This window comes from Burkholderia sp. 9777_1386 (genome assembly GCF_015712265.1).
Taxonomy (GTDB): Bacteria; Pseudomonadota; Gammaproteobacteria; order Burkholderiales; family Burkholderiaceae; genus Burkholderia; species Burkholderia cenocepacia.
On the sequence record NZ_JACCQB010000011.1, the window covers coordinates 37,503 to 60,068 of the forward strand.

At 65.9% G+C, this 22,566-nt stretch carries 30 protein-coding genes, 2 tRNA genes and 1 pseudogene; 13 read left to right on the forward strand and 20 right to left on the reverse strand.

The genetic code is table 11. The features are described 5' to 3' along the window. Nucleotides 1–104 precede the first annotated feature (104 nt). Nucleotides 105–542, reverse strand: coding sequence for a PaaI family thioesterase (locus H0X91_RS11455; protein WP_006484216.1), 438 nt, complete (start codon nucleotides 540–542; stop codon nucleotides 105–107). A 187-nt stretch (nucleotides 543–729) separates the two neighbouring features. Here H0X91_RS11455 and H0X91_RS11460 point away from each other — a divergent pair, with 187 nt between their 5' ends. Together H0X91_RS11460 and H0X91_RS11465 are read left to right on the forward strand one after the other, a co-directional pair. Continuing rightward, nucleotides 730–1,218 (forward strand): winged helix-turn-helix transcriptional regulator, encoded by a 489-nt coding sequence (locus H0X91_RS11460; protein ID WP_059723600.1) that lies wholly within the window; start codon nucleotides 730–732, stop codon nucleotides 1,216–1,218. Between the two features lie 343 nt (nucleotides 1,219–1,561). Then, complete coding sequence (locus H0X91_RS11465) at nucleotides 1,562–2,185, forward strand: phospholipase D family nuclease (RefSeq protein ID WP_034201824.1); 624 nt, start codon at nucleotides 1,562–1,564, stop codon at nucleotides 2,183–2,185. Between the two features lie 160 nt (nucleotides 2,186–2,345). Here H0X91_RS11465 and H0X91_RS11470 read toward each other — a convergent pair whose 3' ends face one another. After that, nucleotides 2,346–2,564: a hypothetical protein gene (locus H0X91_RS11470; RefSeq protein ID WP_048986581.1), complete on the reverse strand. Its 219-nt coding sequence runs from the start codon at nucleotides 2,562–2,564 to the stop codon at nucleotides 2,346–2,348. Nucleotides 2,565–2,828: 264 nt separating this feature from the next. Here H0X91_RS11470 and H0X91_RS11475 point away from each other — a divergent pair, with 264 nt between their 5' ends. Then, nucleotides 2,829–3,800 (forward strand): GGDEF domain-containing protein, encoded by a 972-nt coding sequence (locus H0X91_RS11475; protein WP_006495229.1) that lies wholly within the window; start codon nucleotides 2,829–2,831, stop codon nucleotides 3,798–3,800. A gap of 78 nt (nucleotides 3,801–3,878) precedes the next feature. Here the strand turns inward: H0X91_RS11475 and H0X91_RS11480 are convergent, their stop codons facing one another. The 4 genes and pseudogenes from H0X91_RS11480 to H0X91_RS11490 form a co-directional block, all read right to left on the reverse strand. After that, the gene (locus H0X91_RS11480) at nucleotides 3,879–4,352 is read right to left on the reverse strand and encodes a VOC family protein (protein ID WP_006484195.1); all 474 of its coding nucleotides are present in this window, start codon (nucleotides 4,350–4,352) and stop codon (nucleotides 3,879–3,881) included. 160 nt (nucleotides 4,353–4,512) lie between these two features. Next, nucleotides 4,513–4,737 (reverse strand): annotated as a pseudogene (locus H0X91_RS11485) (hypothetical protein); the annotation flags it as partial. 12 nt (nucleotides 4,738–4,749) lie between these two features. Continuing rightward, nucleotides 4,750–4,998 (reverse strand): hypothetical protein, encoded by a 249-nt coding sequence (locus tag H0X91_RS35310; protein ID WP_006484170.1) that lies wholly within the window; start codon nucleotides 4,996–4,998, stop codon nucleotides 4,750–4,752. Nucleotides 4,999–5,038: 40 nt separating this feature from the next. After that, on the reverse strand, nucleotides 5,039–5,347 hold the full coding sequence (locus H0X91_RS11490) for a hypothetical protein (RefSeq protein WP_006484174.1): 309 nt from the start codon (nucleotides 5,345–5,347) through the stop codon (nucleotides 5,039–5,041). Nucleotides 5,348–5,530: 183 nt separating this feature from the next. Between H0X91_RS11490 and H0X91_RS11495 the strand changes: the two genes are divergently transcribed. After that, on the forward strand, nucleotides 5,531–6,274 hold the full coding sequence (locus H0X91_RS11495) for a DUF695 domain-containing protein (RefSeq protein ID WP_043204865.1): 744 nt from the start codon (nucleotides 5,531–5,533) through the stop codon (nucleotides 6,272–6,274). 394 nt (nucleotides 6,275–6,668) lie between these two features. Continuing rightward, a complete protein-coding gene (locus H0X91_RS11500; RefSeq protein WP_080466888.1) occupies nucleotides 6,669–7,019 on the forward strand; it encodes a hypothetical protein in 351 nt (116 codons plus the stop codon). A 28-nt stretch (nucleotides 7,020–7,047) separates the two neighbouring features. Here H0X91_RS11500 and H0X91_RS11505 read toward each other — a convergent pair whose 3' ends face one another. Further along, nucleotides 7,048–7,443, reverse strand: a complete 396-nt coding sequence (locus H0X91_RS11505) for a hypothetical protein (RefSeq protein WP_062910672.1) — start codon at nucleotides 7,441–7,443, stop codon at nucleotides 7,048–7,050. 301 nt (nucleotides 7,444–7,744) lie between these two features. Here H0X91_RS11505 and H0X91_RS11510 point away from each other — a divergent pair, with 301 nt between their 5' ends. Next, the gene (locus H0X91_RS11510) at nucleotides 7,745–8,209 is read left to right on the forward strand and encodes a plasmid fertility inhibition factor family protein (protein ID WP_062910673.1); all 465 of its coding nucleotides are present in this window, start codon (nucleotides 7,745–7,747) and stop codon (nucleotides 8,207–8,209) included. A gap of 83 nt (nucleotides 8,210–8,292) precedes the next feature. Here the strand turns inward: H0X91_RS11510 and H0X91_RS11515 are convergent, their stop codons facing one another. The 10 genes from H0X91_RS11515 to ssuD form a co-directional block, all read right to left on the reverse strand. Continuing rightward, nucleotides 8,293–8,808, reverse strand: a complete 516-nt coding sequence (locus H0X91_RS11515) for a GNAT family N-acetyltransferase (protein WP_006495234.1) — start codon at nucleotides 8,806–8,808, stop codon at nucleotides 8,293–8,295. 521 nt (nucleotides 8,809–9,329) lie between these two features. Next, entirely contained in the window at nucleotides 9,330–9,578 is a 249-nt protein-coding gene (locus H0X91_RS11520) for a DUF6566 family protein (protein WP_062910674.1), read from the reverse strand. A 219-nt stretch (nucleotides 9,579–9,797) separates the two neighbouring features. Next, nucleotides 9,798–9,873: transfer RNA gene (locus H0X91_RS11525), tRNA-His, on the reverse strand. A 54-nt stretch (nucleotides 9,874–9,927) separates the two neighbouring features. Next, the gene (dusA, locus tag H0X91_RS11530) at nucleotides 9,928–10,914 is read right to left on the reverse strand and encodes a tRNA dihydrouridine(20/20a) synthase DusA (protein WP_006491499.1); all 987 of its coding nucleotides are present in this window, start codon (nucleotides 10,912–10,914) and stop codon (nucleotides 9,928–9,930) included. 129 nt (nucleotides 10,915–11,043) lie between these two features. Then, on the reverse strand, nucleotides 11,044–11,289 hold the full coding sequence (locus H0X91_RS11535) for a hypothetical protein (protein ID WP_006495306.1): 246 nt from the start codon (nucleotides 11,287–11,289) through the stop codon (nucleotides 11,044–11,046). 55 nt (nucleotides 11,290–11,344) lie between these two features. Continuing rightward, nucleotides 11,345–11,542, reverse strand: coding sequence for a hypothetical protein (locus H0X91_RS11540; RefSeq protein ID WP_006484168.1), 198 nt, complete (start codon nucleotides 11,540–11,542; stop codon nucleotides 11,345–11,347). Between the two features lie 144 nt (nucleotides 11,543–11,686). Beyond that, a complete protein-coding gene (locus tag H0X91_RS11545) occupies nucleotides 11,687–11,902 on the reverse strand; it encodes a TOBE domain-containing protein (RefSeq protein ID WP_006476104.1) in 216 nt (71 codons plus the stop codon). A 57-nt stretch (nucleotides 11,903–11,959) separates the two neighbouring features. Further along, nucleotides 11,960–12,922, reverse strand: a complete 963-nt coding sequence (locus H0X91_RS11550; protein WP_062910730.1) for an ATP-binding cassette domain-containing protein — start codon at nucleotides 12,920–12,922, stop codon at nucleotides 11,960–11,962. Continuing rightward, on the reverse strand, nucleotides 12,919–13,731 hold the full coding sequence (gene ssuC / locus H0X91_RS11555) for an aliphatic sulfonate ABC transporter permease SsuC (RefSeq protein WP_006484131.1): 813 nt from the start codon (nucleotides 13,729–13,731) through the stop codon (nucleotides 12,919–12,921). The genes H0X91_RS11550 and ssuC overlap by 4 nt, the downstream gene beginning before the upstream one ends. A 16-nt stretch (nucleotides 13,732–13,747) precedes the next feature. Beyond that, entirely contained in the window at nucleotides 13,748–14,905 is a 1,158-nt protein-coding gene (gene ssuD, locus H0X91_RS11560) for an FMNH2-dependent alkanesulfonate monooxygenase (protein WP_006495307.1), read from the reverse strand. Nucleotides 14,906–15,246: 341 nt separating this feature from the next. Between ssuD and H0X91_RS11565 the strand changes: the two genes are divergently transcribed. Continuing rightward, nucleotides 15,247–15,675, forward strand: coding sequence for a hypothetical protein (locus H0X91_RS11565; RefSeq protein ID WP_006484223.1), 429 nt, complete (start codon nucleotides 15,247–15,249; stop codon nucleotides 15,673–15,675). A gap of 132 nt (nucleotides 15,676–15,807) precedes the next feature. Here the strand turns inward: H0X91_RS11565 and H0X91_RS11570 are convergent, their stop codons facing one another. From H0X91_RS11570 to H0X91_RS11580, 3 genes are read right to left on the reverse strand one after another with little or no spacing between them, the layout of a single operon-like run. Beyond that, nucleotides 15,808–16,962: an enoyl-CoA hydratase/isomerase family protein gene (locus H0X91_RS11570; RefSeq protein WP_062910731.1), complete on the reverse strand. Its 1,155-nt coding sequence runs from the start codon at nucleotides 16,960–16,962 to the stop codon at nucleotides 15,808–15,810. Between the two features lie 31 nt (nucleotides 16,963–16,993). After that, a complete protein-coding gene (locus H0X91_RS11575; RefSeq protein ID WP_369718844.1) occupies nucleotides 16,994–17,326 on the reverse strand; it encodes a DMT family transporter in 333 nt (110 codons plus the stop codon). Nucleotides 17,327–17,335: 9 nt separating this feature from the next. After that, a complete protein-coding gene (locus H0X91_RS11580) occupies nucleotides 17,336–17,833 on the reverse strand; it encodes a heme-degrading domain-containing protein (RefSeq protein WP_006484123.1) in 498 nt (165 codons plus the stop codon). A gap of 197 nt (nucleotides 17,834–18,030) precedes the next feature. On the opposite strand from H0X91_RS11580, the gene H0X91_RS11585 reads away from it, so the two are divergent. The 6 genes from H0X91_RS11585 to H0X91_RS11610 all read left to right on the forward strand — a co-directional run bounded on the left by H0X91_RS11585 (nucleotide 18,031) and on the right by H0X91_RS11610 (nucleotide 22,497). Beyond that, nucleotides 18,031–18,107: transfer RNA gene (locus tag H0X91_RS11585), tRNA-Met, on the forward strand. Between the two features lie 174 nt (nucleotides 18,108–18,281). Further along, nucleotides 18,282–18,827 carry an NUDIX hydrolase gene (locus tag H0X91_RS11590; protein WP_006484214.1) on the forward strand — a complete coding sequence of 182 codons (546 nt, stop codon included), beginning with the start codon at nucleotides 18,282–18,284 and terminating at the stop codon, nucleotides 18,825–18,827. Between the two features lie 11 nt (nucleotides 18,828–18,838). After that, nucleotides 18,839–19,603: a leucyl/phenylalanyl-tRNA--protein transferase gene (gene aat, locus H0X91_RS11595; protein WP_006495309.1), complete on the forward strand. Its 765-nt coding sequence runs from the start codon at nucleotides 18,839–18,841 to the stop codon at nucleotides 19,601–19,603. Between the two features lie 33 nt (nucleotides 19,604–19,636). After that, on the forward strand, nucleotides 19,637–20,467 hold the full coding sequence (locus tag H0X91_RS11600; protein WP_006484143.1) for an arginyltransferase: 831 nt from the start codon (nucleotides 19,637–19,639) through the stop codon (nucleotides 20,465–20,467). A 98-nt stretch (nucleotides 20,468–20,565) separates the two neighbouring features. Further along, complete coding sequence (locus H0X91_RS11605; RefSeq protein ID WP_012492588.1) at nucleotides 20,566–21,603, forward strand: quinone-dependent dihydroorotate dehydrogenase; 1,038 nt, start codon at nucleotides 20,566–20,568, stop codon at nucleotides 21,601–21,603. A 99-nt stretch (nucleotides 21,604–21,702) separates the two neighbouring features. Further along, nucleotides 21,703–22,497 carry a cystine ABC transporter substrate-binding protein gene (locus H0X91_RS11610; RefSeq protein WP_006476115.1) on the forward strand — a complete coding sequence of 265 codons (795 nt, stop codon included), beginning with the start codon at nucleotides 21,703–21,705 and terminating at the stop codon, nucleotides 22,495–22,497. The last annotated feature ends 69 nt before the right edge of the window (nucleotides 22,498–22,566 follow it).

The following is a 22,566-nucleotide window of genomic DNA, read 5'->3' on the forward strand; positions in this document are numbered from 1 at the left end:
TGAAGCGCGTGCTTCAGATGGGCCCCGCACACGCTTACAAGCGGCCTTCGGTGCTGCCCCATGCGCTTCGCGCGCCGCCTGGACGGGCGCGTCGCCGCCTTCCGTCACTGCGGCCGCTGGATGAAGCAGGTCGCCGATGCATGCGCGACGATCTTGTCGTCCGGCGTCTTCAGCGTGCCCTCCGCGACGCCCAGCGAACGCGACAGGTGAATCACGCGCCCTTCCGCGATCAGGTCGACGTCGCGCGGCACCGGCCGCAGCATCTTCACATGCAGATCGACGGTGCCGTAACCGACGCCCGCATCGAGCATCGAATGCACCGCGCACCCGGTGACCGAATCGAGCACCGTCGCGGCGAACCCGCCGTGCACGCCGCCCAGCGGGTTCAGGTGCCGGCCGTCCGCCCGCGCCGAAAACTTCACGTAACCGAGCTCGACGTCGAGCGGACGCATCGGAATCGTCTCCGAAATCGACGCAAGGGGCGCGTCGCCCGACACGGCGGCACGCAGCAGATCGAGGCCAGACAGGGAAAGCGGATTCATCGGGTTGTCTCCGGGTTGAAAGCGCGTCGCCGCGCGAGTAAGTTCTAAATTGGAACTCATTATTGTCAACGATGCCGGCGGTTGTCAACGCGACTGCGCCCGTTGCCGCCGAACGCGGGTTCTATAATCGAACCCGCTATTTCGCTGAACCGCCGCAAGACCGCCGCATGGGGCAAGAGACTCGACGATGAAATGGGATGACATCGGCACGCTGAACTGTTCGGTCGCGCGCGCGCTCGCCGTGCTCGGCGACCGCTGGACCATGCTGATCCTCCGCAACGCATTCCTCGGCTGCCGCCGCTTCGATGCGTTTCAGGCGCAGCTCGGCCTGACGCGCCACGTGCTGGCCGAACGGCTCGCGCGGCTCGTCGACGAAGGCGTGCTCGTCAAGCGCGCGTATCAGGAACGCCCGCCGCGCTTCGAATACCGGCTGACGGACAAGGGCCTCGACCTTTACCCGGCCCTGCTCGCGCTGATGGCGTGGGGCGATCGCTGGAAGGACGACGGCCAGGGGCCGCCGGTGCAACTGCGTCACCGGACCTGCGGCCAGCTGATGCACGCGGTGACCGTATGCTCGGCCTGCGGCGAACCGCTCGACGCGCGTGACGTGCAGCCCGAGCCCGGACCCGGATGGATCGCGTCCGACGGAGCTGAGGCGCCTGCAGCCGGGGATTGACGATCCGCTGCGTGCGCGGATGCCTGTCTGATTGATGCGTCCGCCGGACATACGCTTGGGCCACAGGCCGCAAGGCGTCCGGGCCCGACCGAGCGGGCGCGCGTTGCTCGCACGCGAGTGAGCGGCAACGGCAAGCGCAATCGCATGCCATCGCCAGCCCTGTTCCGTATCCGTTAATTGATCGCCCCGCGCGCACGCACGGACTGCGCAACGCAACTTCGCATCACCCTCTCCACCCCTGCCGATCATCGCGCGGACCATCGCTTCGCATCCGCACGTGACCGGGCCGCCACGCGTGCGTTACACTCTCGGCCCGCTGTCTCGAAATTATTCGCTGTCCAAGATGTTGTCGCGCAATCGCCTCGCTGCCGCCTGTCTCGCCGCTTCCCTGCTCGCCACACCCTTCGCCGCCTTCGGCAAGACGCAAAGCGAATCGCTGCTCCAGCAAGCGATCGATCTCGTGTCGCGATGGCTGCCGGCCCCCACTCACGAAGCCCCCGCGACCCAGGTCGTCGAATCGGCCTTCTCGCCCGACGGCGGCGCCGAGGCGCTCGTGCTGAAAGCGATCGGGGCGGCGCGCAGCTCGATCCGGGTCGCCGCCTACTCGTTCACGTCGCCGCCCGTCACGCGCGCGCTGCTTGCCGCCAAGCGCCGCGGCGTCAACGTCGCGGTGGTGGTCGACGACAAGGGCAATCGCGCGAAGAGCAGCAAGCAGGCACTGAACCTGCTCGTCAACGCGGGCATCCCGACGCGCACGATCGACGCCTATGCGATCCATCACGACAAGTACCTCGTGATCGACGCCGAGCACGTCGAAACGGGGTCGTTCAACTACAGCGCGTCGGCGGCCAGCCGCAATTCCGAGAACGTCGTCGTGGTCTGGAACAATCCGCAACTCGCATCGCGCTACCTCACGCACTGGCAAAGCCGCTTCGACCAGGGCACGCCGTACCGCTCCAGCTACTGACGCACGACACGCGCGTTCGCCCGACGCTCGACCGCTCGCATGCACGCTACCGTATTGCGGATGATCGGCGAGCGCGGCGCGATGTTCAATTCGGCCCAATGGCCAGCCTGCCGCCTCGCGAAACGCCCGTCACGCGCGACACCGCCGCGTTCGAAGGATGTCAGGCACCCCGCCTGGTCGCGATGCCGACGTGCGCGCCCGGCACACAGCGATTCGCGTGCCCGTCCGCACTGCTTGCCGAATTCGCCGCGAGACCATGGTCGCCCATCGGCAGCGCACTGCGCACGCAATCGGTACTGAACGTCAGCGTGTTCTGCACCAACGGGTAAAGGAGATACAGTGCAAACGCGAGATAGCCCGCGTACAGAATTCGAACCATGGTGTGCGATGGGAGATGACGAACGATTGGACTCGTCCTGTTTACGGCAGCGCGACGCGCAAGCTTGAGGGATCGCCGGTCCGATCGCGCATCGCGACGCAACACGGGCCGATGACACCCGCTTCTTGCCGCATCTTCCCTGCGCCTCACGAACCCGATCGCCACCGCCACGGTTTGCAGCGTGGCGATGCATCGCGGAATGCGCGATACTGTTCGACGGACGACCCATGACCGGCCCGACGGCCGGGACAAGAGACAAGGCCCATGCAAATCGCACCGAAACCGGCCGACGAGGCGACCCGGCTCGATACGCTTCATTCGCTCTCGATCCTCGATACCCCGCCCGAAGAGCGCTTCGATCGTCTGACGCGCCTCGCGCGACGACTGTTCGATGTCCCGATCGCCCTCGTCAGTCTCGTCGACGAGAATCGCCAGTGGTTCAAGAGTCGTGCGGGCCTCGACGCCACGCAGACGCCGCGCGACGTGTCGTTCTGCGCGCACGCGCTGCTCGCGGGCGATACGATGGTGATCCAGGATGCACTGAACGACGATCGCTTCCACGACAACCCGCTCGTCACCGGCGCGCCCGGCATCCGCTTCTACGCCGGCCGGCCGCTCACCGCACCGAACGGCGCGCCCATCGGCACGCTGTGCCTGATCGATACGCGGCCCCGCTCGCTCGAACCCGACGAACTCGCCCTCCTCGGCGATCTCGCCCACATGACCGAGCGCGAGATCGCCGCGCTGCATTTCGCGACGACCGACGAGCTCACGCAGCTCACGAACCGGCGCGGCTTCGAGATTCTCGCCCGCCACGTGCTGCGCCTGTGCGATCGCGTCGGCCGTCACGCCGTGCTGCTGTTCTTCGACCTGAACGGTTTCAAGGCGATCAACGACCGCTTCGGCCACGCCGAAGGCGATCGCGCGCTCAAGGCGTTCGCCGACACGTTGACGGGCGCGCTGCGCGACAGCGACGTCATCGCCCGGCTCGGCGGCGACGAGTTCGTCGTGCTGTTGAGCGCCACCGATCCGGCTGATGTCACCGAGCCCGTCGAACGCGTGACGCAGGCGCTCGCGCAGCGCAACGCAGCCGACGCACGCGGCTACGCGATCCGCTTCAGCGTCGGGCACGTTGCGTACGATCCCGCACGCCATCTCACCGTCGCGGACCTGCTCGCATCAGCCGATCGCCGGATGTACGAGCACAAGCAGCGCGACAAGACGGCCGGCGCGTAACCGCGGACGAGTCAGGCAGGCGCGACGGGATCAAACCGCCGCGCGGCCGCTCCTCCGCGGTCGTGCCAAGACGTCGGTTCAGCTGCCGCAGGGCGGCGCGCTGGCCATCGCGTCCGCGATCTGCTCGGGTGTCAGATCGCGCTGATGCGTCGCCAGCGACCAGCGGTGCCCAAACGGATCCTCGACCTGCCCGTAACGATCGCCCCAGAACATGTCGGCGGCCGGCATCGTCACGGTCGCGCCGGCCGCGACCGCCTTCGCGATCGCCGCATCGGTGTCCGGCACGTACAGATGCAGGCAGACCGGCGTGCCTTTCAGCGCCTTCGGCCCCAGCGCACCGTGCTCGGGCATTTCATCCACCAGCATCAGCGTCGAATCGCCAATCGCGAGGCACGCATGCGCGAGCCGGCCGTCTGGCATCGCGAGGCGAAACTGTTCGGTCGCATTGAATGCGCGCTTGTAGAAATCGATCGCTGCGGTGGCGCCCGCACAGATCAGATGCGGGGTCAGCGTGCGCATCCCTTCCGGGATCGGCTTGACGGACGTGGGCATGGTGTCGCTCCTTCAGTCGGTTGTCGTATCGAAAATCGGGACGGACGCGCGATGCGCACGCCTCCGATGCTACGACGGACGACGCCGACGGAAATCGACACGGCGCCCAGGATTTTTTTGCTTGCTTGACGGACGGGAGCACAGGACGCCGCGTCAGGCGTCATCGGCCCGTTCGATCGGCCGGCTCGCCCGGCTGGCCGAATCGACGGCAGCACGCCTCCAGCAACTCGGCCACCGCATCGAGCGGAAGATCGGCAAACCCGGCGATCGGCAGCATCACGCCACCCGGCACCTTCGCGCGCGACGAATGCGCGGAGAATTGATAGCCGATGTAATGATTACCGGCGACGCTGACGATCCGGAATGCCGTGACGTCGCGCCACGGCGCCGACACCGGTCAGTTGCATACCTTGACGGTACCGTTGGTCGTGCATTGGCCCATCGCCCAATGGCTCTGCCCCGCCAGATGAGGCGCGACGCCGATGCCGCGAATCGGCGCGGCCGGCGGAGACGATGCAGGAACGGTCGCCGACGCGGTCTCGGGTGACGGTTGCACGGGCGCAGGCCCGGATGCGGTCTGGCAGGCGGCAAGCGCCAGACACAGCGCGACGGCCAGCGGGACGATGGCGGATCTGGACAGGGTCATGAGCGCGCTCGCATGATGCGTTCTGGATACCGGCCCGCAGTCAGATCTGCGGCAGATCGCGCAACGTGCGCGACTCGCTCGTGGCATCGATGTCGAGTTCGATGCCTTCCGATGCATCGCGATACAGCACGCGTTTCAGCCTGGGCCCGGTTGCGGTGGCATCCGTTGCCGAGAAGATCGCGCGGACATCGTTACCGGACGCGAGCGCGCGCGCCACGTCGGCCACCGGAGCCTCGCTGGGCGTCGACGCCCACGAGCGATCGGCCGGGTTCACGGCCGCCCAGCGCACGTGCGTCACGCGCGCGCTGAGCGGATCGATTCGGACACCATTCACCGCAAACGTCGACATCGGCCTCTCCTTTGAATTTTTGCGGCTCGTCGCATGCATCCGGCCGACTGTGAACGGCCCGGATCCCGCCTGCGCAGCCAGCACGGCCTGCGATCATGTGCGCTGCGCCGGCCGACGCGATTTTCGATGATACATTGGGACGCTTTGCAACCGTCAACAGACAATCGTGTACGGGAGAAACACATGAGCGACGCCTGGGGAACCTTCCCTGCCAGAATGGGCGACCATCAGGCTTTCATCAGCTTCAACCACGGCTTCGCGGAAATCGCCGAAGGCGATCCGCGCACGTCGCTGCTCAGCGTGCGCGTCCCCTTTGCGCATCCGTCGCCCGAAGGTTTGCCGACCGGCGACGAATTCGCCGATCTCGCGAAGATCGAGGATCTGCTCGACGCCGCGATCACCGCGAAAGGCGGCGTGCAGGTCGGCCGCATCACCGTCGACGGCAACCGGGATTTTCTATTCTACGTACCGTTCGACGAAGAGGCCGCCGCGGAGATCGTCGACTCGCTGGCCGACCAGACGGCCTATGCGCTTCAGTACGCGCATCAGGACGATCCCGACAAGACGACCTACTGGCAGACGCTCTACCCGACCGACGACGACTGGCAGATCATGCGCGACATGCGCACGCTGGATGCGCTGCGGCAGCAAGGCGACGTGCCCGACGTGAGCCGGCGCGTGATGCACTGGGCGTATTTCCCCGACCCGAGCGACGCGCATCAGTTCGCGGACTGGGCCGAAGCGAAAGGCTATCCGGTCGAATCGGTCGCGCCGACCGAAGACGGCAAGTCGGCGGTACGGTTTTCGCACGAAGGCACGATGACGCTCGCCGACATCACGCGCCACACGATCGCGCTCAATCGCGAGGTGCGCGCACTCGGCGGGGACTACGACGGATGGGAAACCAGCGTCGAACAGGCGGGCTGAGCGGAGCGCCATGCCCGCGGCGCGTGATGTGACGTCACACGCCATCTGACGCAAAAAACATCCCGGCAGCGTGGTTGCGCGCCGCCGGGATCAAGGCATCGCCGGCAAAAACCGGCGATGGGCCTGAGGGTTCGCTCAGGCACGAGGAAAGCGATGCGTACGGATCAGGCGAACGGATGTCGGGGTGCGAACGAGTGCCGTTGCGCCGCCCGCCGGACGCCTGTCCGGTTCCGCCGACGCAACCTTCCGGCGTCGGGGGGCAAAAAGCCCCCGCTCCTGCGCGAGCGAGCGGGGAAATGGTTGACCGGGCCGGGGAAGAACGGTCAACCGGTCAAATTGTGATCGCGGGCCGTGCGACGGTCTGTGCGGCAACTCACCCTTTAGTAACAATGTGATGGCGACCGGCATGCGCGCGTACCGGCGAATATCGTCACGATTCAAGCGCCGCGCGCGGCTTGCCGGCTTCGCCGACGAGGAACCGGCCGACAGCTTCTTCGCAGCTGCCGCTGTCGTACCGCATCGGAGTACAACCTGTCAGGCCGGCAACAGTCGTCATTACGCCGGCGTCGACAGCGTTCGTTTTTTCATTTCGGTGTTTTATTTTGTTTTAATTCAAGTGGAATTTTCAGCCCGGGGCGCAGTTTCCGGTAAGTCTCGGGTATTGTCAAAGCAGGATTATTCTATTTTTTTATGCGCGATGATTTTCGCCTCACTTTTTTCGTGCGGAATTTCGCGCCTACAATGATCTGCGTCACGAAAACGCGATTTCTTCGCTACAGCGAACCAGTGGAAAACCAGTCGGCAACCATATCGATCCAGTCGAGATTGCTGACGATTTCAATGGCGGCGTCGCCGACCATTGCGGCTGTCGACACATCTACGGTCACCACGCCGGTTGCCACCGCGCTCGCCTTCGCAATTCCGGTCGATGCGACGGGCCCGGGATCGGCAAGCCGCTCCAGCCACTCGACGATATTGGCGCGTGCGTCTTCCTCATCCGTGAAATCATTTCGCGCCAGGAACCGATCGAACACGATCCACCCGAGCGTCTTGTTTCGCTCCTCGGATTCGAGTTGCCGGTCGACGACGGCGACACGGCCGGACTCCGTGATGTCGAGCGTTGCGGTGAAACGGTAATCGAGATATTCGATCTCGAGTTTCGACGACATGGCTTCTCCGCTCAATCTGCCCTCTCGATTTCGATGATGCCCGGCGCGTCACGTGCTTTGCGACACAATGTGAAGCTTGCGTGAATTTCGCGCAGCGCATCATTTTCGCTGGCAGTATCGCGATATTCTCGCGACCTGTCGATATGGACCATCCACGTATGGCCGCCCAGATGCTTTTTTGCCGTGCCGGTTGAGTCGTCAAGCGCTCCGTTTTCCTGTTTCCGGTATCGACCTGCTCCGCAGCCGCAATCGCGCTGCTAAACTCGGATCACAAAGACCGCTTGCGCCACCAGAGGAAATAATGACGCTCGCTCACGCACGACAAAGCGGCGTAGATGTCTGGATCGTCCAGCTTCCCGGGCACGCGCCCTATGCCTATACGCACCTCAAGCGGGTATTCGCGTCCGACGACTCGCGGCATCGGGTCGTGACGATCGACCTGAAGAAGCTGCTGGCCTGCGCCGACCGCGACACCACGGACTATGTGCTGCCATCGGTTCAGTACTGGGCGCACGGAAAAGCCGCGGGCATTCGCGAATTTCTCGATCCGGACCGGGACCGGATTCCGGACATGCCATTCATCACGTTTCGCGAGACGAGAACACGAACGTTGCTCGGCCTTCCCGGTCTGTCGAAAGTCGGCGTCGCATCGTTCCGTAACGGCCAGCATCGTGCGCGCTATCTCGCGTATGCCGGTGCGACCACCTTGCCCGTCGAAATCCACGAGACCGAAGCCGATTTGCTTGTGCGGTATTGCGGCGAATGACGCCAGGCTGTCGCCCGATGTGAATGCATCGTGGCCAAGCGCTTGCACTCGCGCGCGGCCGCTCGCGTCGACGCCGACAAGCCTCACGCCTGGATCGCGTAAATCCGGTCGGTGACTTCCGTCTGGCCGATGCGACTCGTTTCGACATCGATCCATTGCCAGCCGTTGTGCTCGTAGAATCCGATCGCACGCACGTTGCCGTCCAGCACCTGCAGATGGACCTTGTCCACGCCGATCGACCGGGCCCACGCGCGAACGGCTTCGATCATGCGCTTGCCCGTGCCGCCGCCGTGATGCGCAGGATGGACGTGCAGGCAATCGAGCAACACGCCACGCGCCGGATCGACGGGGCGCTCGGCACTGACGAAGCCGACGGGCTCGCCGTTCGCCTCGGCAATCAGCACGAGGCCCCACTCGTTCTCGTTGCGGTCGAGATACTTGCGCCATCGGACCGCGTGCTCCGTCGGTACCTCGTCGGACAGATAGCCGGCCGGAAGGATGTGGCTATAGGCGGTTTGCCAGCTCAGCGTATGCAGGCGAGCGATGTGATTCGCGTCGTGCGGCGTCGCGGCGCGCAGTGTGGTCCGTGTGTCCGGCATCGGTAGCAACTCCTTCTGCTGTTCGCCTGATCGGCATGTATCGTCGCAAAATATACCGTGCTTTGTGAAATGCCTTTCGCCGGGTTCGTTGTCGGAGCGCCGGCACTGCGGGCAAAAAAATCCCGACACCGTCATCGGTCATCGGGATCGAACGGCCCTGCAAAGCATGAGGGCGCGAGGAAGGTCACACATTACACGCATGTAAGACTGTTGCGCTTTGTCGGTTTGCGCCAAGCCCCTGTCCTATTCCGCCAATCAGCTGGTTATGAGCGGCCGTAAACGAAAAAAGCCTGCTCGCGTGTGGCGCGAGCAGGCAAGAAAACGGATCAGCATTCGAGGCACGAGGGCTGTCCAGGAAAGATAACGGCACGGCGCGCGGGAACCTTAGAGGGGAAAGCTAGCGTCGCAGGCAAAGTGGCGTGAACGTTGTTGGCGCAACGACACGGGAACACGATACGAAGCAGGCCCGGGGCGTCGCCCTCGCCGTCATCCACGTCGGCGATGCCGGACAAGCGGTGCCGTCAGTCGATACCCCGTTGCGCGTTGCGCAACGATTGCACGATCGCGCGCCCGATTTCGATACCTGCCCGCGTCGCCTCGTCCGAGGTCTCATATTCGGTATCGAAGTCATATCGCCGGGGCGATTCGATTCCGTCTTTGCGGACCCGCACGTTCGCCATCCACGTGCTGCCGGGTGCCGGCTGCACGGACTCGACGATGATTTCGTAACCGTCGAATACATCGCGATGGCATTCGATTCTTTTGTGCATACGGTGCCCCTCACATGCGCCTGATGTTGCTGCCGCGCAAGCGCGCTTTACGCAATCGTTCTTTTGGAGAACGAGGCCGAAATGGCATCGTGGTCGATTCGTTGAATACGGGATGCTACTTCGTTAAAGACGCCGTGACCAAGACACACATTGGCTGTATCCGAACGCCAGAAAGCAAAAAGCCCGGCTCAACGAACCGGGCTTTTTGCTTGAATTTGTTGGGGTGGCTGATGGGACTCGAACCCACGACGACAGGAATCACAATCCTGGACTCTACCAACTGAGCTACAGCCACCACTGATACTGCTTGCTTCGTTTCGCTGTTTTGTTTCAGCAGCGAAGAACAAGATTATACGAACACTTTTGAATCTTGCAAAGCCTTTTTTTCAAAAATTTCTTCGGCTTCGTTCAGATGCGCGCGCGCCTCGTCGAACACGGCCAGATCGCCGCGCGCCAGCTTCTTGTTGTCGGACAGCACGCGACGCCAGCCACGCGCGCCCGGCATGCCGCGATACAGCCCGAGCGCGTGCCGCACGATCGCACCGAGGTAGGTGCCACGCTTCAGCTCGGCCGCGCAATACGCGATCAGTTGCGCTTCAGCCTCTTCGCGCGTCGGTACCGCTGCGGTGGATCCGTAGAAGCGCGCATCGACTTCCGCCAGCACGTACGGGTTGTGATACGCCTCGCGGCCGAGCATCACGCCGTCGACGTGCTCGAGATGCTGCGCGACTTCATCGAGCGTCGTGATACCACCGTTGATCACGATCTCCAGCGACGGAAAATCGCGCTTCAACCGATACGCATAGTCGTACTTGAGCGGCGGGATCTCGCGATTCTCCTTCGGCGACAGTCCCTTCAGGATCGCGTTGCGCGCATGCACGACGAACGTTTCGCAACCGGCCTCGGCCACCGTGCCGACGAAGTCGCGCACGAACGCGTAGTCCTCGACCGCATCGACCCCGATCCGGTGCTTGACCGTCACCGGCACCGCCACCGCATCGCGCATCGCCTTCACGCAGTCGGCCACGAGTTGCGGCTCGTTCATCAGGCATGCACCGAACGCACCGCGCTGCACGCGCTCGGACGGGCACCCGCAGTTCAGGTTGATTTCGTCGTAGCCCCACTGCTCGCCGAGCTTTGCGGCGCGCGCGAGATCGTCCCGCTCGCTGCCGCCCAGTTGCAGCGCGATCGGCGATTCGCTTGGCGTGAACGCAAGATGCCGCTGGGCATCGCCGAACAGCAGCGCGCCCGTCGTGATCATCTCCGTATACAGCCACGTATTGCGCGTCAGCGTGCGGTGGAACGACCGGCAATGGCGGTCGGTCCAGTCGAGCATCGGCGCGACGGATACACGGCGGGGAGGAAGCGAGGACGGAACGGACATGGAATTCGGGTACAGGCCAGACGGCACGGAAACAACCCGATATTTTACCGCAATACCGGCGATGCCCGCCCGACACGCGCGCTACCCGCCGCCGAGCTCCGCGTCGACCGCCCGGCGCGCCTCGTCGAACACGCGCTCGATCACGCGCCGTTCGGTGAGCAGCATCCCGTCGACCTTGACCCGCCGCCAGTCGATCCGCACGGCATCGCCCTGCAGCACGCGATAGTGCGCGTGCTCGCCGTCCCAGACCTGCTCGGTTTTCACCTCGATCTCGAAGCCGCGGTACGGCTCGCTGAAATCGCCGAGGTCGCTGCCTCTCGGTTCCATCGCACGCTCCGTGGCGACGCCGCGCCAGGCCGCCCGCGCAGCCGGCGCCGCGCGCTCAATCGTATTCGTCGGACAAAAACGACCGGCCATCGGCCGTCAGGTCGACCCGGTCAGCCGTCGCCTGATAGATCAGCCCGTCATTCAGCAACGCATAGACGACGTCATCGAACGCGGCAGGAACCGGCCGGCTGTCGCCGAACTGGTCGATCCATTTCAGCGCCTCGATGGCTTCGGGGGAAAGGATGGGGGTCATGCGTTGGCCTCCGGCATCGGTGTCGTTCCATCCTAGCACTTCGTCAGGAAGTCGAATACCGAGGCAAACGCGCGGCGCGAACGCCAATGCGGCGCCGGCAGGCACGCTGCCCGCCGACGACGCACGGGTGCGCGACACATGCGCTCAGAGGCGCGCGATCGAGACTTCCGTCGACTTCACGAGCGCGACGACTTCGGCGCCGACCTTCAGTTCGAGTTCGTCCACCGAACGGGTGGTGATCACCGACGTAACGATGCCGAACGGCGTCTCGACGTCGACTTCGGAAACCACGGACCCGCGAATGATCTCCTTGACCTTGCCCTTGAACTGGTTACGTACGTTGATTGCAGTGATGCTCATCGGGATAATCGCTCCGAAGAAAAAAGTCTCAGAACGGGCGGCCGGGGCCGCCCGGAATTAAACGGCCCAGCGGATCTGCCCGACCGGTCGAACCTTGTCTGCTTGATGCTCGGCGTCGTGATCGGCCGCGCCGGGGCCGCCGGCGAGCACGCGTTTCAGCACGCGGTCCTCCAGCGCCGCGAATGCGGCCGACGCGCGGGCACGCGGCCGGTCGAGCGGCACCGACTGGTCGAGCGCCACCCGCCCCTGCTCGATCAACAGGATGCGGTCGCCGAGCGCAACAGCCTCCTGCACGTCGTGCGTGACGAGCAGCGCGGTGAACCGATGCTCGCGCCACAGGCGCTCGATCAGCGCATGCATTTCGATGCGGGTAAGCGCGTCCAGCGCGCCGAGCGGCTCGTCGAGCAGCAGCAGTTGCGGCCGGTGCACGAGCGCGCGAGCGAGGGCGACGCGCTGCCGCTGTCCGCCCGACAGTTGCGCGGGCCAGTCGTTCGCGCGCTCCAGCAGCCCGACTTCGTCGAGCACCGCGCGGGCCTGGTCGCGCGCGCCGCGGCCGAGGCCCAGCATCACGTTCTGCAGCACGGTCTTCCACGGCAGCAGGCGCGCATCCTGGTACATGATCCGCGTATCGAGCGCGCCGCCGCCCTCGCCGCGCGTCACCAGCGTGCCGCTGCTCGGTTGCTCGAGTCCCGCGACGAGACGCAGCAGCGTCGATTTCCCGCAGCCGCTGCGGCCGACGATCGCGACGAAGCTGCCGCGCGCGATGCCGAGTTCGACGTCGTCGAGCACCGTGCGGGCGCCGAAGCGCTTGCTGACGCCCGACAGCGTGACCGCGTCGTCGGGTGCCGGGCTGCCGCCCGTGCGCCGCCGCGCAAGCGGCACGACCGATGCGCTGCCGTCACGTTCGAGGATCGCCGCGTCGCGCGCGTCGCCGTCCGCGACGCGGGCCTGCGCCAGTTCGGCCTCGAGGTCTGCGCCGGCGAGCGGGCCGTAGGCGGCCGCCGAAGTCGTCGCATTCATGCTTTTGCTCCTGATTGATAGGCGGGGTGCCAGCGCAGCGTCACGCGCTCGAGCCATTTCGCCAGCACGTCGGCCAGCTTGCCGAGCACCGCGTACAGCAGGATGCCGACCACCACCACGTCGGTTTGCAGGAATTCACGCGCGTTCATCGTCATGTAGCCGATGCCCGACTGCGCGGAGATCGTTTCCGCGACGATCAGCATCACCCACATCAGCCCGAGCGCGAAGCGCACGCCGACGAGGATCGACGGCAACGCGCCCGGCAGGATCACGTCGCGGTACAGCGCGAAGCCGCGCACGCCGTAGCTCTTCGCCATCTCGATCAGGTTCGCGTCGACCGAGCGGATCCCGTGATACGTATTGATGTAGACGGGGAAGAACACGCCGAGCGCGACGAGGAACAGCTTCGCCTTCTCGTCGATGCCGAACCACAGGATCACGAGCGGGATCATCGCGAGCGCCGGGATGTTGCGGATCATCTGGATCGTCGAGTCGAGCGCGACCTCGGCAGCCTTCGACAGCCCGGTCGCGAGCCCCAGCGCGAGGCCGACACCGCCGCCAATCGCGAAGCCGAACAGCGCGCGCCACGTGCTCACTTTCACGTTCGCCCACATTTCGCCCGACGTCACGAGCGACCAGGCCGCGCGCACGACCGCCACCGGCTCGGGCAACACGCGGGTCGACAGCCAGCCGGTGCGCGCACCGACCTCCCACACCACCAGCAACACGAGCGGCACGAGCCACGGCGCGACGCCGCGCCATGCGCGGGCGGCCACGGCGACGCCGGTCGTCGACGGTTTCGTTGTCATCGCAGGCCTCCGTCGCTCAGCTCTGGCTCGTCTTCGGCAGATAGTTGTTGCCGACGATCTCGCCGAACGGCCCCGACAGCGGACCGGCCGCCTTCTCGACACCCTTGCCCTTGATCAGCGGGAACACGAGTTCCGCGAAGCGATACGACTCCTCGAGGTGCGGATAGCCGGACAGGATGAACGTTTCGATGCCGAGATCCGCGTATTCGCGCATGCGTTCCGCGACCTGCTCGGGATTGCCGACGAGCGCCGTGCCGGCGCCGCCGCGCACGAGCCCCACGCCGGCCCACAGGTTCGGATAGACCTCAAGCGCCTCGCGGCCGCCGCGCTTGCCGCCGTGCAGCGCGGCCATCCGGCGCTGGCCTTCCGAATCCATGTTCGCGAACGCCTTCTGCGCACGCGCGATCGTGTCGTCGTCGAGCCGGCTGATCAGCCGCTCGGCGTCACGCCATGCCTCGTCCTCGGTCTCGCGCACGATCACGTGCAGGCGGATGCCGAACTTGATCTTGCGGCCGCGCGCGTCGGCACGAGCGCGAATGTCGGCGATCTTCTTCGCGACGGCCTCGGGCGGCTCGCCCCAGGTCAGGTAGGTATCGATGTGATCGGCGGCGATCGCGTGGGCGGCCGGCGACGAACCGCCGAACCACAGCGGCGGATGCGGATGCTGCACGGGCGGATAAAGCGCCTTGCCGCCCTTCGACTGCAGGTGCTTGCCGATGTAGTCGAACCCGTCGTTGTCGTGCGATGCGGCGAGCAGCCCGCGCCAGATGTTCAGGAAATCGTCGGTGATCTCGTAGCGCGTGTCGTGATCGGCAAAGAGGCCGTCGCCTTCGAGCTCGGCTGCATCGCCGCCCGTGACGACGTTGATCAGCAGGCGGCCGCCCGACAGGCGGTCGAACGTCGCGGCCATCCGCGCGGCCAGCCCCGGCGAAGCGATGCCGGGGCGCACCGCGACCAGGAACTTCAGGCGCTGCGTCGCCGGAATCAGGCTCGATGCGACGACCCACGCATCCTCGCAGGAACGGCCGGTCGGCAGCAGCACGCCGTCGTAGCCTAGCGTGTCCGCCGCCACGGCGACCTGCTTGAAATAATCGTAGTCCGCGGCGCGCGCGCCTTCGGCCGTGCCGAGATAGCGGCTGTCGCCATGCGTGGGAATAAACCAGAACACATTCATCTGCTGCTCCTGCTTGACTGTCACTGCCGAAATTTGAAAAAAACGTCGCCCTGCTCGCGTCGCGGAGGAGCGACGCATGCATGGTGTGCATTCGAATCGGGATGGCTCGCCGGTCAGGCCGTGCAGCGGGCGAGGACGCGATCGCACGGCTGTTTCTGAGGAATCAGTCTAGGGATCGGTACAGGGCTTTGGAACGATTTTTTTGAGCTTAGGTTTTCCGCTTTCGTGATTAGCACGACGCTGGAGCGAATATCGCCGCGGCCGGGCCCTATAATGGCGCACCTATCCGAATAACTCCGCGCATACGGCTTCGGCCGTGCGCGCCTGCGGTGCACTCATCGATGCAGAAAGTCATCCTGCCCTTCCTGTCCGGCTTCCTGGCCGCACTGTTCTTCCGCGAGGCCACGCTCGCCCTCCTCCACACGGCCGACCTGATCGCCGCAACCGGCTTCTCGACACAGCCGTTCGCGCCGCTCGGCATTCCTGAATTTGTCGCGAATGCGCTGATCAGCGCGTGCTGCGCGATTCCGATGGCGTGGTTGTTGCGCGTGTCGCCGGAACGCGAAGCATCGTGGATCGGCGCGCTCGTGTTCGGCGGTATCGTGCTGACGGCCGCCCGCGTGTTCGCGATCGATCCGCTGCGCGGCATCTGGCCGTCGGGCAACATGATGCCGGTACTCGCGGCCGGCTTCGCGGCGAATGCGGTGTGGGGCTTCGGCGCGCTCGTGTTCATGCGCGCGTTCATGTCGGACGACGCGGGCGACGAGTAACGCCGACGCGGGCGACACACCCTTCGGGGTCGGCCCGGCCGACATCCCTGCAAAAAGGCCGCGTGCATGTGCACGCGGCCTTTTCGTTTCTGCGTCGCGCGTCGATCGGCCGCGCGGTCGGGCTGAGCGGCGTCAGTCCTGCAGCTTGCGCAGCGGATGCGTGTCGGGCGTCCACGGGCTGTCGAACATCGCAAGCACGTCGGCGCGATCGACGTCGGCGGCCGACTTGAAACGCCACACCGGCTGGTGATCCTTGTCGACGATCAGCGCGCGCACGCCTTCGATCACGTCGCCGCGCGCAAACGTCGAGCGCGTGAGATCGAGATCGCGCCGCAGGCAATCGGCCATCGTTGCGCCACGCGCGCGTTCGACGACTTCGAGCGACACGGCCATCGACAGCGGCGACAGTTGCTCGCGCATCGCGTGGGTCGCCTTCTCGACCCACCCGTCGACCGCCGCGCAATCCTGCTCGGCGTCGAGCGATGCGAGGATCGCATCGAGGTCGGGCCGCGCGAAATGCCGATCGATTCCGGCGCGCGCATCGGCGAGCGCCGACGTGTCGGGCGTCGGCACGACCTTGTGCGCGGCGGCCGCCTCGGCCACGCACGCGACGGCCTGCGCACCGCTGTCGATGCGCGCGCCGCGCAGCGTATCGAGCAGTGCCGGCAGCGCGGCATCGGGCAGATAGACGTCGGCAAGTTGTGCGTACAGCGCGCCGGCCGCGTCGAGCGTCGCGCCGGTCACCGCGAGATAGCGGCCGATCGCGCCGGGCGTGCGCGCGAGAAACCAGCTCATCCCGACGTCCGGGAACAGGCCGATGCGTGTTTCGGGCATCGCCATCTTCGTCGAGTCGGTCACGACGCGCAGGCCGCCGGTATGCCGCGCCGCCTGCGAAATCCCCATGCCGCCGCCCATCACGACACCGTGCATCAGCGCGATGTACGGCTTCGGATACGTGAAGATCGCATGGTTCAGCGTGTATTCCTCGATGAAGAACGTATCGACCGCATCGCGGTCGCCGCGCTGCCACGCGTCGTGGAAGAAGCGCACGTCGCCGCCCGCGCAGAACGCGCGCGGATGCGGGCTGTGCACGACGACGGCGACGACGTCGGGGTCGTCGCGCCACGCGTCGAGCGCCTGCTGCATCAGCCGGATCATGCCGACCGACAGCGCGTTCAGCGCCTTCGGCCGGTTCAGTTCGAGAAAGCCGATGCGGTTCGCGACATACGCGCGCACGTCGGGCTGGGGGGATTCGGCGGAAACGGCGGCGGAAGTGGAATCGGTCATGAAAGTCGTCCGGCAAACGGCAGTCGCACGCTCAGTGCGCCTGCATCTTCGAGAACAGGTTCAGCACCACGACGCCGGCGATGATCAGCCCGAGGCCGATCACCGCCGGCACGTCCGGCACCTGGCGATAGAGCAGCATCGCGACGAGTGTGATCAGCACGATGCCGGCGCCCGACCAGACTGCATAGATGATGCCGACCGGCATCGTGCGCAACGTGAGCGACAAGCAGTAGAACGCAACGCCGTAACCCGCGACGACGAGCACCGACGGCCAGAAGCGCGTGAAGCCGTCCGCCGCGCGCAGCGCGGACGTGCCGATCACTTCCGCGACGATCGCGATCGCGAGCCATGCGTAACCGGGCAGTTGCATCGCTCAGCTCCTTGCGAGGGCCAGTACCGCGTAGTCGTGACCGAGCTCCGCGCACAGCGCCTCGACGACGAACTCGTGGTCCGCGCGCTGCGGCAGCCCGGACGCGGTGATCGAGCCGATCACGCCGGCGCCGGCGACGGTCAGCGGAAACGAACCGCCGTGCGACGCATACTCGGCGACCGGCAGCCCGTGCTTGTCCGCGAGCGTCGCGCCGGCCTGCTGCATGCGCAGGCCGATCGCGTACGAACTGCGACGGAAATGCGCGACGACGTTGCGCTTGCGGCGCACCCAGTCGGCGTTGTCGGGGGTCGCACCGGCGAGCGCCGCATAGAACAGCGGCTGGCCGAACGTGGCGATGTCGATCGCGATCGCATGGCCGCGCGACGTCGCGAGCGCATGCATCCGGTTGCCGAGCGCCCACGCGCGGGCCGGGTCGAAATGGGGAAACACGAGCGCCTGTTCCTGCGCGCCGATCGATTGCAGATCGTGAGCGATGTCCATGAATCCGTCGATGCAGTAATGAGAGTCGCAACGGCGCCGATGCGATCGCGCAGGGCCGCTGCCGGAATGACGACACAAACCGCTCGATTCTAGCGCACGTGCCCCCACGTACCGGCCCCACAAGCGCCCGCCACGGGATTGTCAGAAAACACTTGCGCACCTCCGGGCAACCCCATATAATTCATTTCTTCGACGGACGCGGGGTGGAGCAGTCTGGCAGCTCGTCGGGCTCATAACCCGAAGGTCGTAGGTTCAAATCCTACCCCCGCAACCAACCGTCCAGAATTTCGCAAAAAGCCCGGCCTCGCGCCGGGCTTTTTGTTTTCGTGCGTCCGGGCGCGCCGCTCGCGCACTCGCCATTTCGCACGACGTGCCGCTCCACGCGCAGGCGTTCGAGAATGCCGCGGCCCGGTGATACACTCGCATCACCTCGTCCCTTCCACTCGACATGAAATTCTGCTCCGTCTGCGGTCACGAAGTCCTCGCGCGCATTCCTCCGGGCGACAACCGCGAGCGCTTCGTCTGCGATCACTGCGGCACGATCCATTATCAGAATCCGCGCAACGTCGTCGGCACGGTGCCGGTCTGGGGCGACCAGATCCTGCTGTGCCGCCGCGCGATCGAACCGCGCTACGGATTCTGGACGCTGCCGGCGGGCTTCATGGAAATGGGCGAAACGACGGCGGAAGCCGCCGCGCGCGAAACGCTCGAGGAAGCCGGCGCGCGCGTCGAGGTGCAGAACCTGTTCACGCTGCTCAACGTGCCGCACGTGCACCAGGTCCACCTGTTCTACCTCGCACGGCTCACCGACCCGGCCTTCGAAGCCGGCGAGGAAAGCCTCGAAGTGAAACTGTTCGACGAAGCCGACATCCCGTGGGACGAGATCGCGTTCCCGACCGTCAGCCAGACGCTGCGCTTCTTCTTCGCCGATCGCGCCGCCGGCGACTACGGCGTGCACACCGGCGATATCTTCCGCTCGCTGCGCAACGGCTGAGCCCCGCTCCCATGGTTCCCTGGCTCGGCCCGGACGATCCGTTTCCGTCCATCGAACGCGCGCTCGGTCCCGCGACCGGCGCGCCCGGGCTGCTCGCCGCGAGCGCCGACCTGCTGCCGTCGCGGCTCATCGACGCCTACCTGCGCGGCATCTTCCCGTGGTACTCGGACGGCCAGCCGGTGCTGTGGTGGAGCCCCGACCCGCGCATGATCCTCGTGCCGGCCGAATTCAAGGTATCGCCGTCGCTGCGCAAGACGCTGAAGCGCGTGCTGCGCGAGCCGGGCTGGGAAGTGCGCGTCGATCACGACTTTCCCGGCGTGATGCGCGCCTGCGCGCAAGCGCCGCGCCGCGGGCAGCGCGGCACCTGGATCACCGCCGAGATCATCGACGCCTATACGTCGCTCTACCGCTCCGGCAACGCGCACAGCATCGAGACGTGGCACGACGGGCGCCGCGTCGGCGGCCTGTACGGCGTGTCGTTCGGCCGGATGTTCTTCGGCGAGTCGATGTATGCGGACGTGACCGATGCGTCGAAAATCGCGCTGGCCACGCTCGTCGCGCACCTTCGCGAGCAGGGGCTGGAGATGATAGACTGCCAGCAGAATACGTCGCATCTAGCGTCGCTCGGCGGCCGCGAGATCGCACGCAAGGCCTTTGTCGCTCACGTGCGCAGCGCGGTAGCCGAACCGCCGATTCCGTGGCAGTTCGACAAGCGCGTGCTCGCCGCGCTGACGAGCCCCGCCGAAACGGCGGCGCCCTCCGGGACCGAGCGCTAGCGCGGCACTCCTTCCCTGCATCGAGAGCTGCCCATGACTCACCCGACTGAGCTGCCGCTTTCACCGCTTTCGGCGCTGCAATTCTATGCAACGGCGCCCTATCCGTGCAGCTATCTGGACGGCCGCATCGCGCGCTCGCAAGTCGCGACGCCGAGCCACCTGATCAATTCCGACATCTACACCGAGCTCGTGAAGGCCGGCTTCCGCCGTTCGGGCGTCTTCACGTACCGCCCGTACTGCGACGGCTGCCGCGCATGCGTACCGGTGCGCGTGCCGGTCGGCGAGTTCGCGCCGACGCGCACGCAGCGCAGGATGTGGAAGCGGCACCGCGCACTCGTCGCGACGGTCTCGCCGCTGCACTACGACGAAGAGCACTACGCGCTCTACATGCGCTACCAGTCCGCGCGCCACGCAGGCGGCGGCATGGACCGCGACAGCCGCGACCAGTACGAACAGTTCCTGCTGCAAAGCCGGATCAACTCGCGCCTCGTCGAATTCCGCGACCTCGACGCACCGGGCGGCGAACCCGGCAAGCTGCGGATGGTCAGCATGATCGACATCCTCGGCGACGGGCTGTCGTCGGTCTATACGTTCTTCGAGCCCGACGACCGGCACACGAGCTACGGCACCTACAACATCCTATGGCAGATCGAACAGGCGAAGAGCCTCGGGCTGCCCTACGTGTACCTCGGCTACTGGATCCGCGAGAGCCCGAAGATGGCCTACAAGGCGAACTTCCATCCGCTCGAAGGGCTGATCGACGGCCGCTGGAAGACGCTCGATCCGGAGCGCGTCGACCTGCCGCCCGTCGACGCGGCGCTGGCGCGCGCGCCGTTGCCGGGCGGGCATTCCGGCTCGGGCTGACGCACGCCGCGGTGGCTACGAAGCGAAGCGCGCCCGTGCCGCGCAACTCCCGGTAAAATAGCGGGTTGTCATTCATTCCGGCCGTCCGCCCAATTCCCGTGTTCAGTTCCCTCTACCCGCTGGCCCGCGCATCCCTGTTCAAAATGGATGCGGAAGACGCTCACCACCTTACGCTGCGCGCGCTCGGCGCGGCCGGCCGCACGGGCCTCGCCTGCGCGCTGTCGGCCCGCGTGCCCGACGCGCCGCGCACCGTGATGGGGCTCACGTTCCGCAATCCGGTCGGCCTCGCGGCCGGCCTCGACAAGGATGGCGCAGCCATCGACGGCCTCGCGGCGCTCGGCTTCGGCTTCATCGAAGTCGGCACCGTCACGCCGCGCCCCCAGCCCGGCAATCCGCGCCCGCGGATGTTCCGGCTGCCGCAGGCCGAGGCGCTGATCAACCGGATGGGCTTCAACAACCACGGCGTCGACCAGTTCGTGAAGAACGTCCAGGCCGCCCGCTATCGCGGCATCCTCGGCCTGAACATCGGCAAGAACGCCGACACGCCGATCGAGCGCGCCGCCGAGGATTACCTGTACTGCCTCGAGCGCGTGTACCCGTTCGCGAGCTACGTGACGATCAACATCTCGTCGCCGAACACGAAGAACCTGCGCCAGCTGCAGGGCGCGGGCGAGCTCGACGCGCTGCTCGCCGCGTTGAAGGACAAGCAGCAGCGCCTCGCCGACCTGCACGGCAAGCTCGTGCCGCTCGCGCTGAAGATCGCGCCCGATCTCGACGACGAGCAGGTCAAGGAAATCGGCGACACGCTGCTGCGCCACAAGATCGAAGCGGTCATCGCGACCAATACGACGCTGTCGCGCGCGGCCGTCCAGGGCCTGCCGCATGCGGACGAAGCCGGCGGCCTGTCGGGCCGCCCGGTGTTCGACGCGTCGAACGAAGTGATCCGCAAGCTGCACGCGGAAGTCGGCAACGACGTGCCGATCATCGGCGTCGGCGGCATTTTCTCCGGCGAGGACGCCCGCGCGAAGCTGGCGGCCGGCGCGGCGCTCGTCCAGCTCTATACCGGCTTCATCTATCGCGGTCCGGCACTCGTGTCGGAATGCGTGAAGGCGATCGCCCGCGAACGCACCGCGTAATATAGCCATAAGCAAACTATATTTAGTCATCGATAGCATTTTTGCTATCATCGGCGCATGACCAAAACCATTGACCCCGACAGGGCAAGGACACACACGATGAAATTTTCGCTGCTGAAGAAGCTGCTGGTGGCCGGCGTGATCGGCACGTCGTTCGCTGCGGCGACCGCGCACGCGGCCGACCTCCTCGACCAGGTCAAACAACGCGGCACGCTGCGGGTCGGCCTCGAAGGCACGTTCCCGCCGTTCAACTCGAAGAGCCCGCAAGGCGAACTCGTCGGCTTCGACGTCGACATCGCGAAGGCCGTCGCGGCGAAGCTCGGCGTGAAGGCCGAATTCGTGACGACCGAATGGAGCGGCATCATCGCCGGCCTGCAGGCCGGCAAGTTCGACGTGATCGCCAACCAGGTCGGCATCACCGACAAGCGCAAGGAAACGCTCGACTTCTCGCCGGCGTACACGTACTCGTCCGCGCAGCTGATCCAGCGCAAGGACGACACGCGTCAGTTCAAGTCGCTGGAAGACCTGAAGGGCAAGAAGCTCGGCGTCGCGCTCGGCACGAACTACATGGACATGGCGAAATCCGTGCCGGGCATCGACGTGAAGACGTACCCGGGCGCGCCCGAGTACCTGCGCGATCTCGCGGCCGGCCGCCTCGACGCCGCGCTCAACGACCGCCTGATGCTCGCGTACCTGACGAAGAATTCCCAGCTGCCGCTGCGCCCGGGCGCGAACGTCGGCTCGGCGAACCCGTCGGGCATCCCGTTCAAGAAGGGCAACCCGAAGTTCCAGAAGGCGATCGACGACGCGATGGCGCAACTCGAGGCCGACGGCACGTTCACGAAGATCTCGGACAAGTGGTTCGGCATCGACGTGACGAAACCGATCAAGTAAGCACACCTGCATTTCCCGCCTGACGGCGGGCCGGAAAGGGTGGCATCCGCAACGATGCCGCCCTTTGTT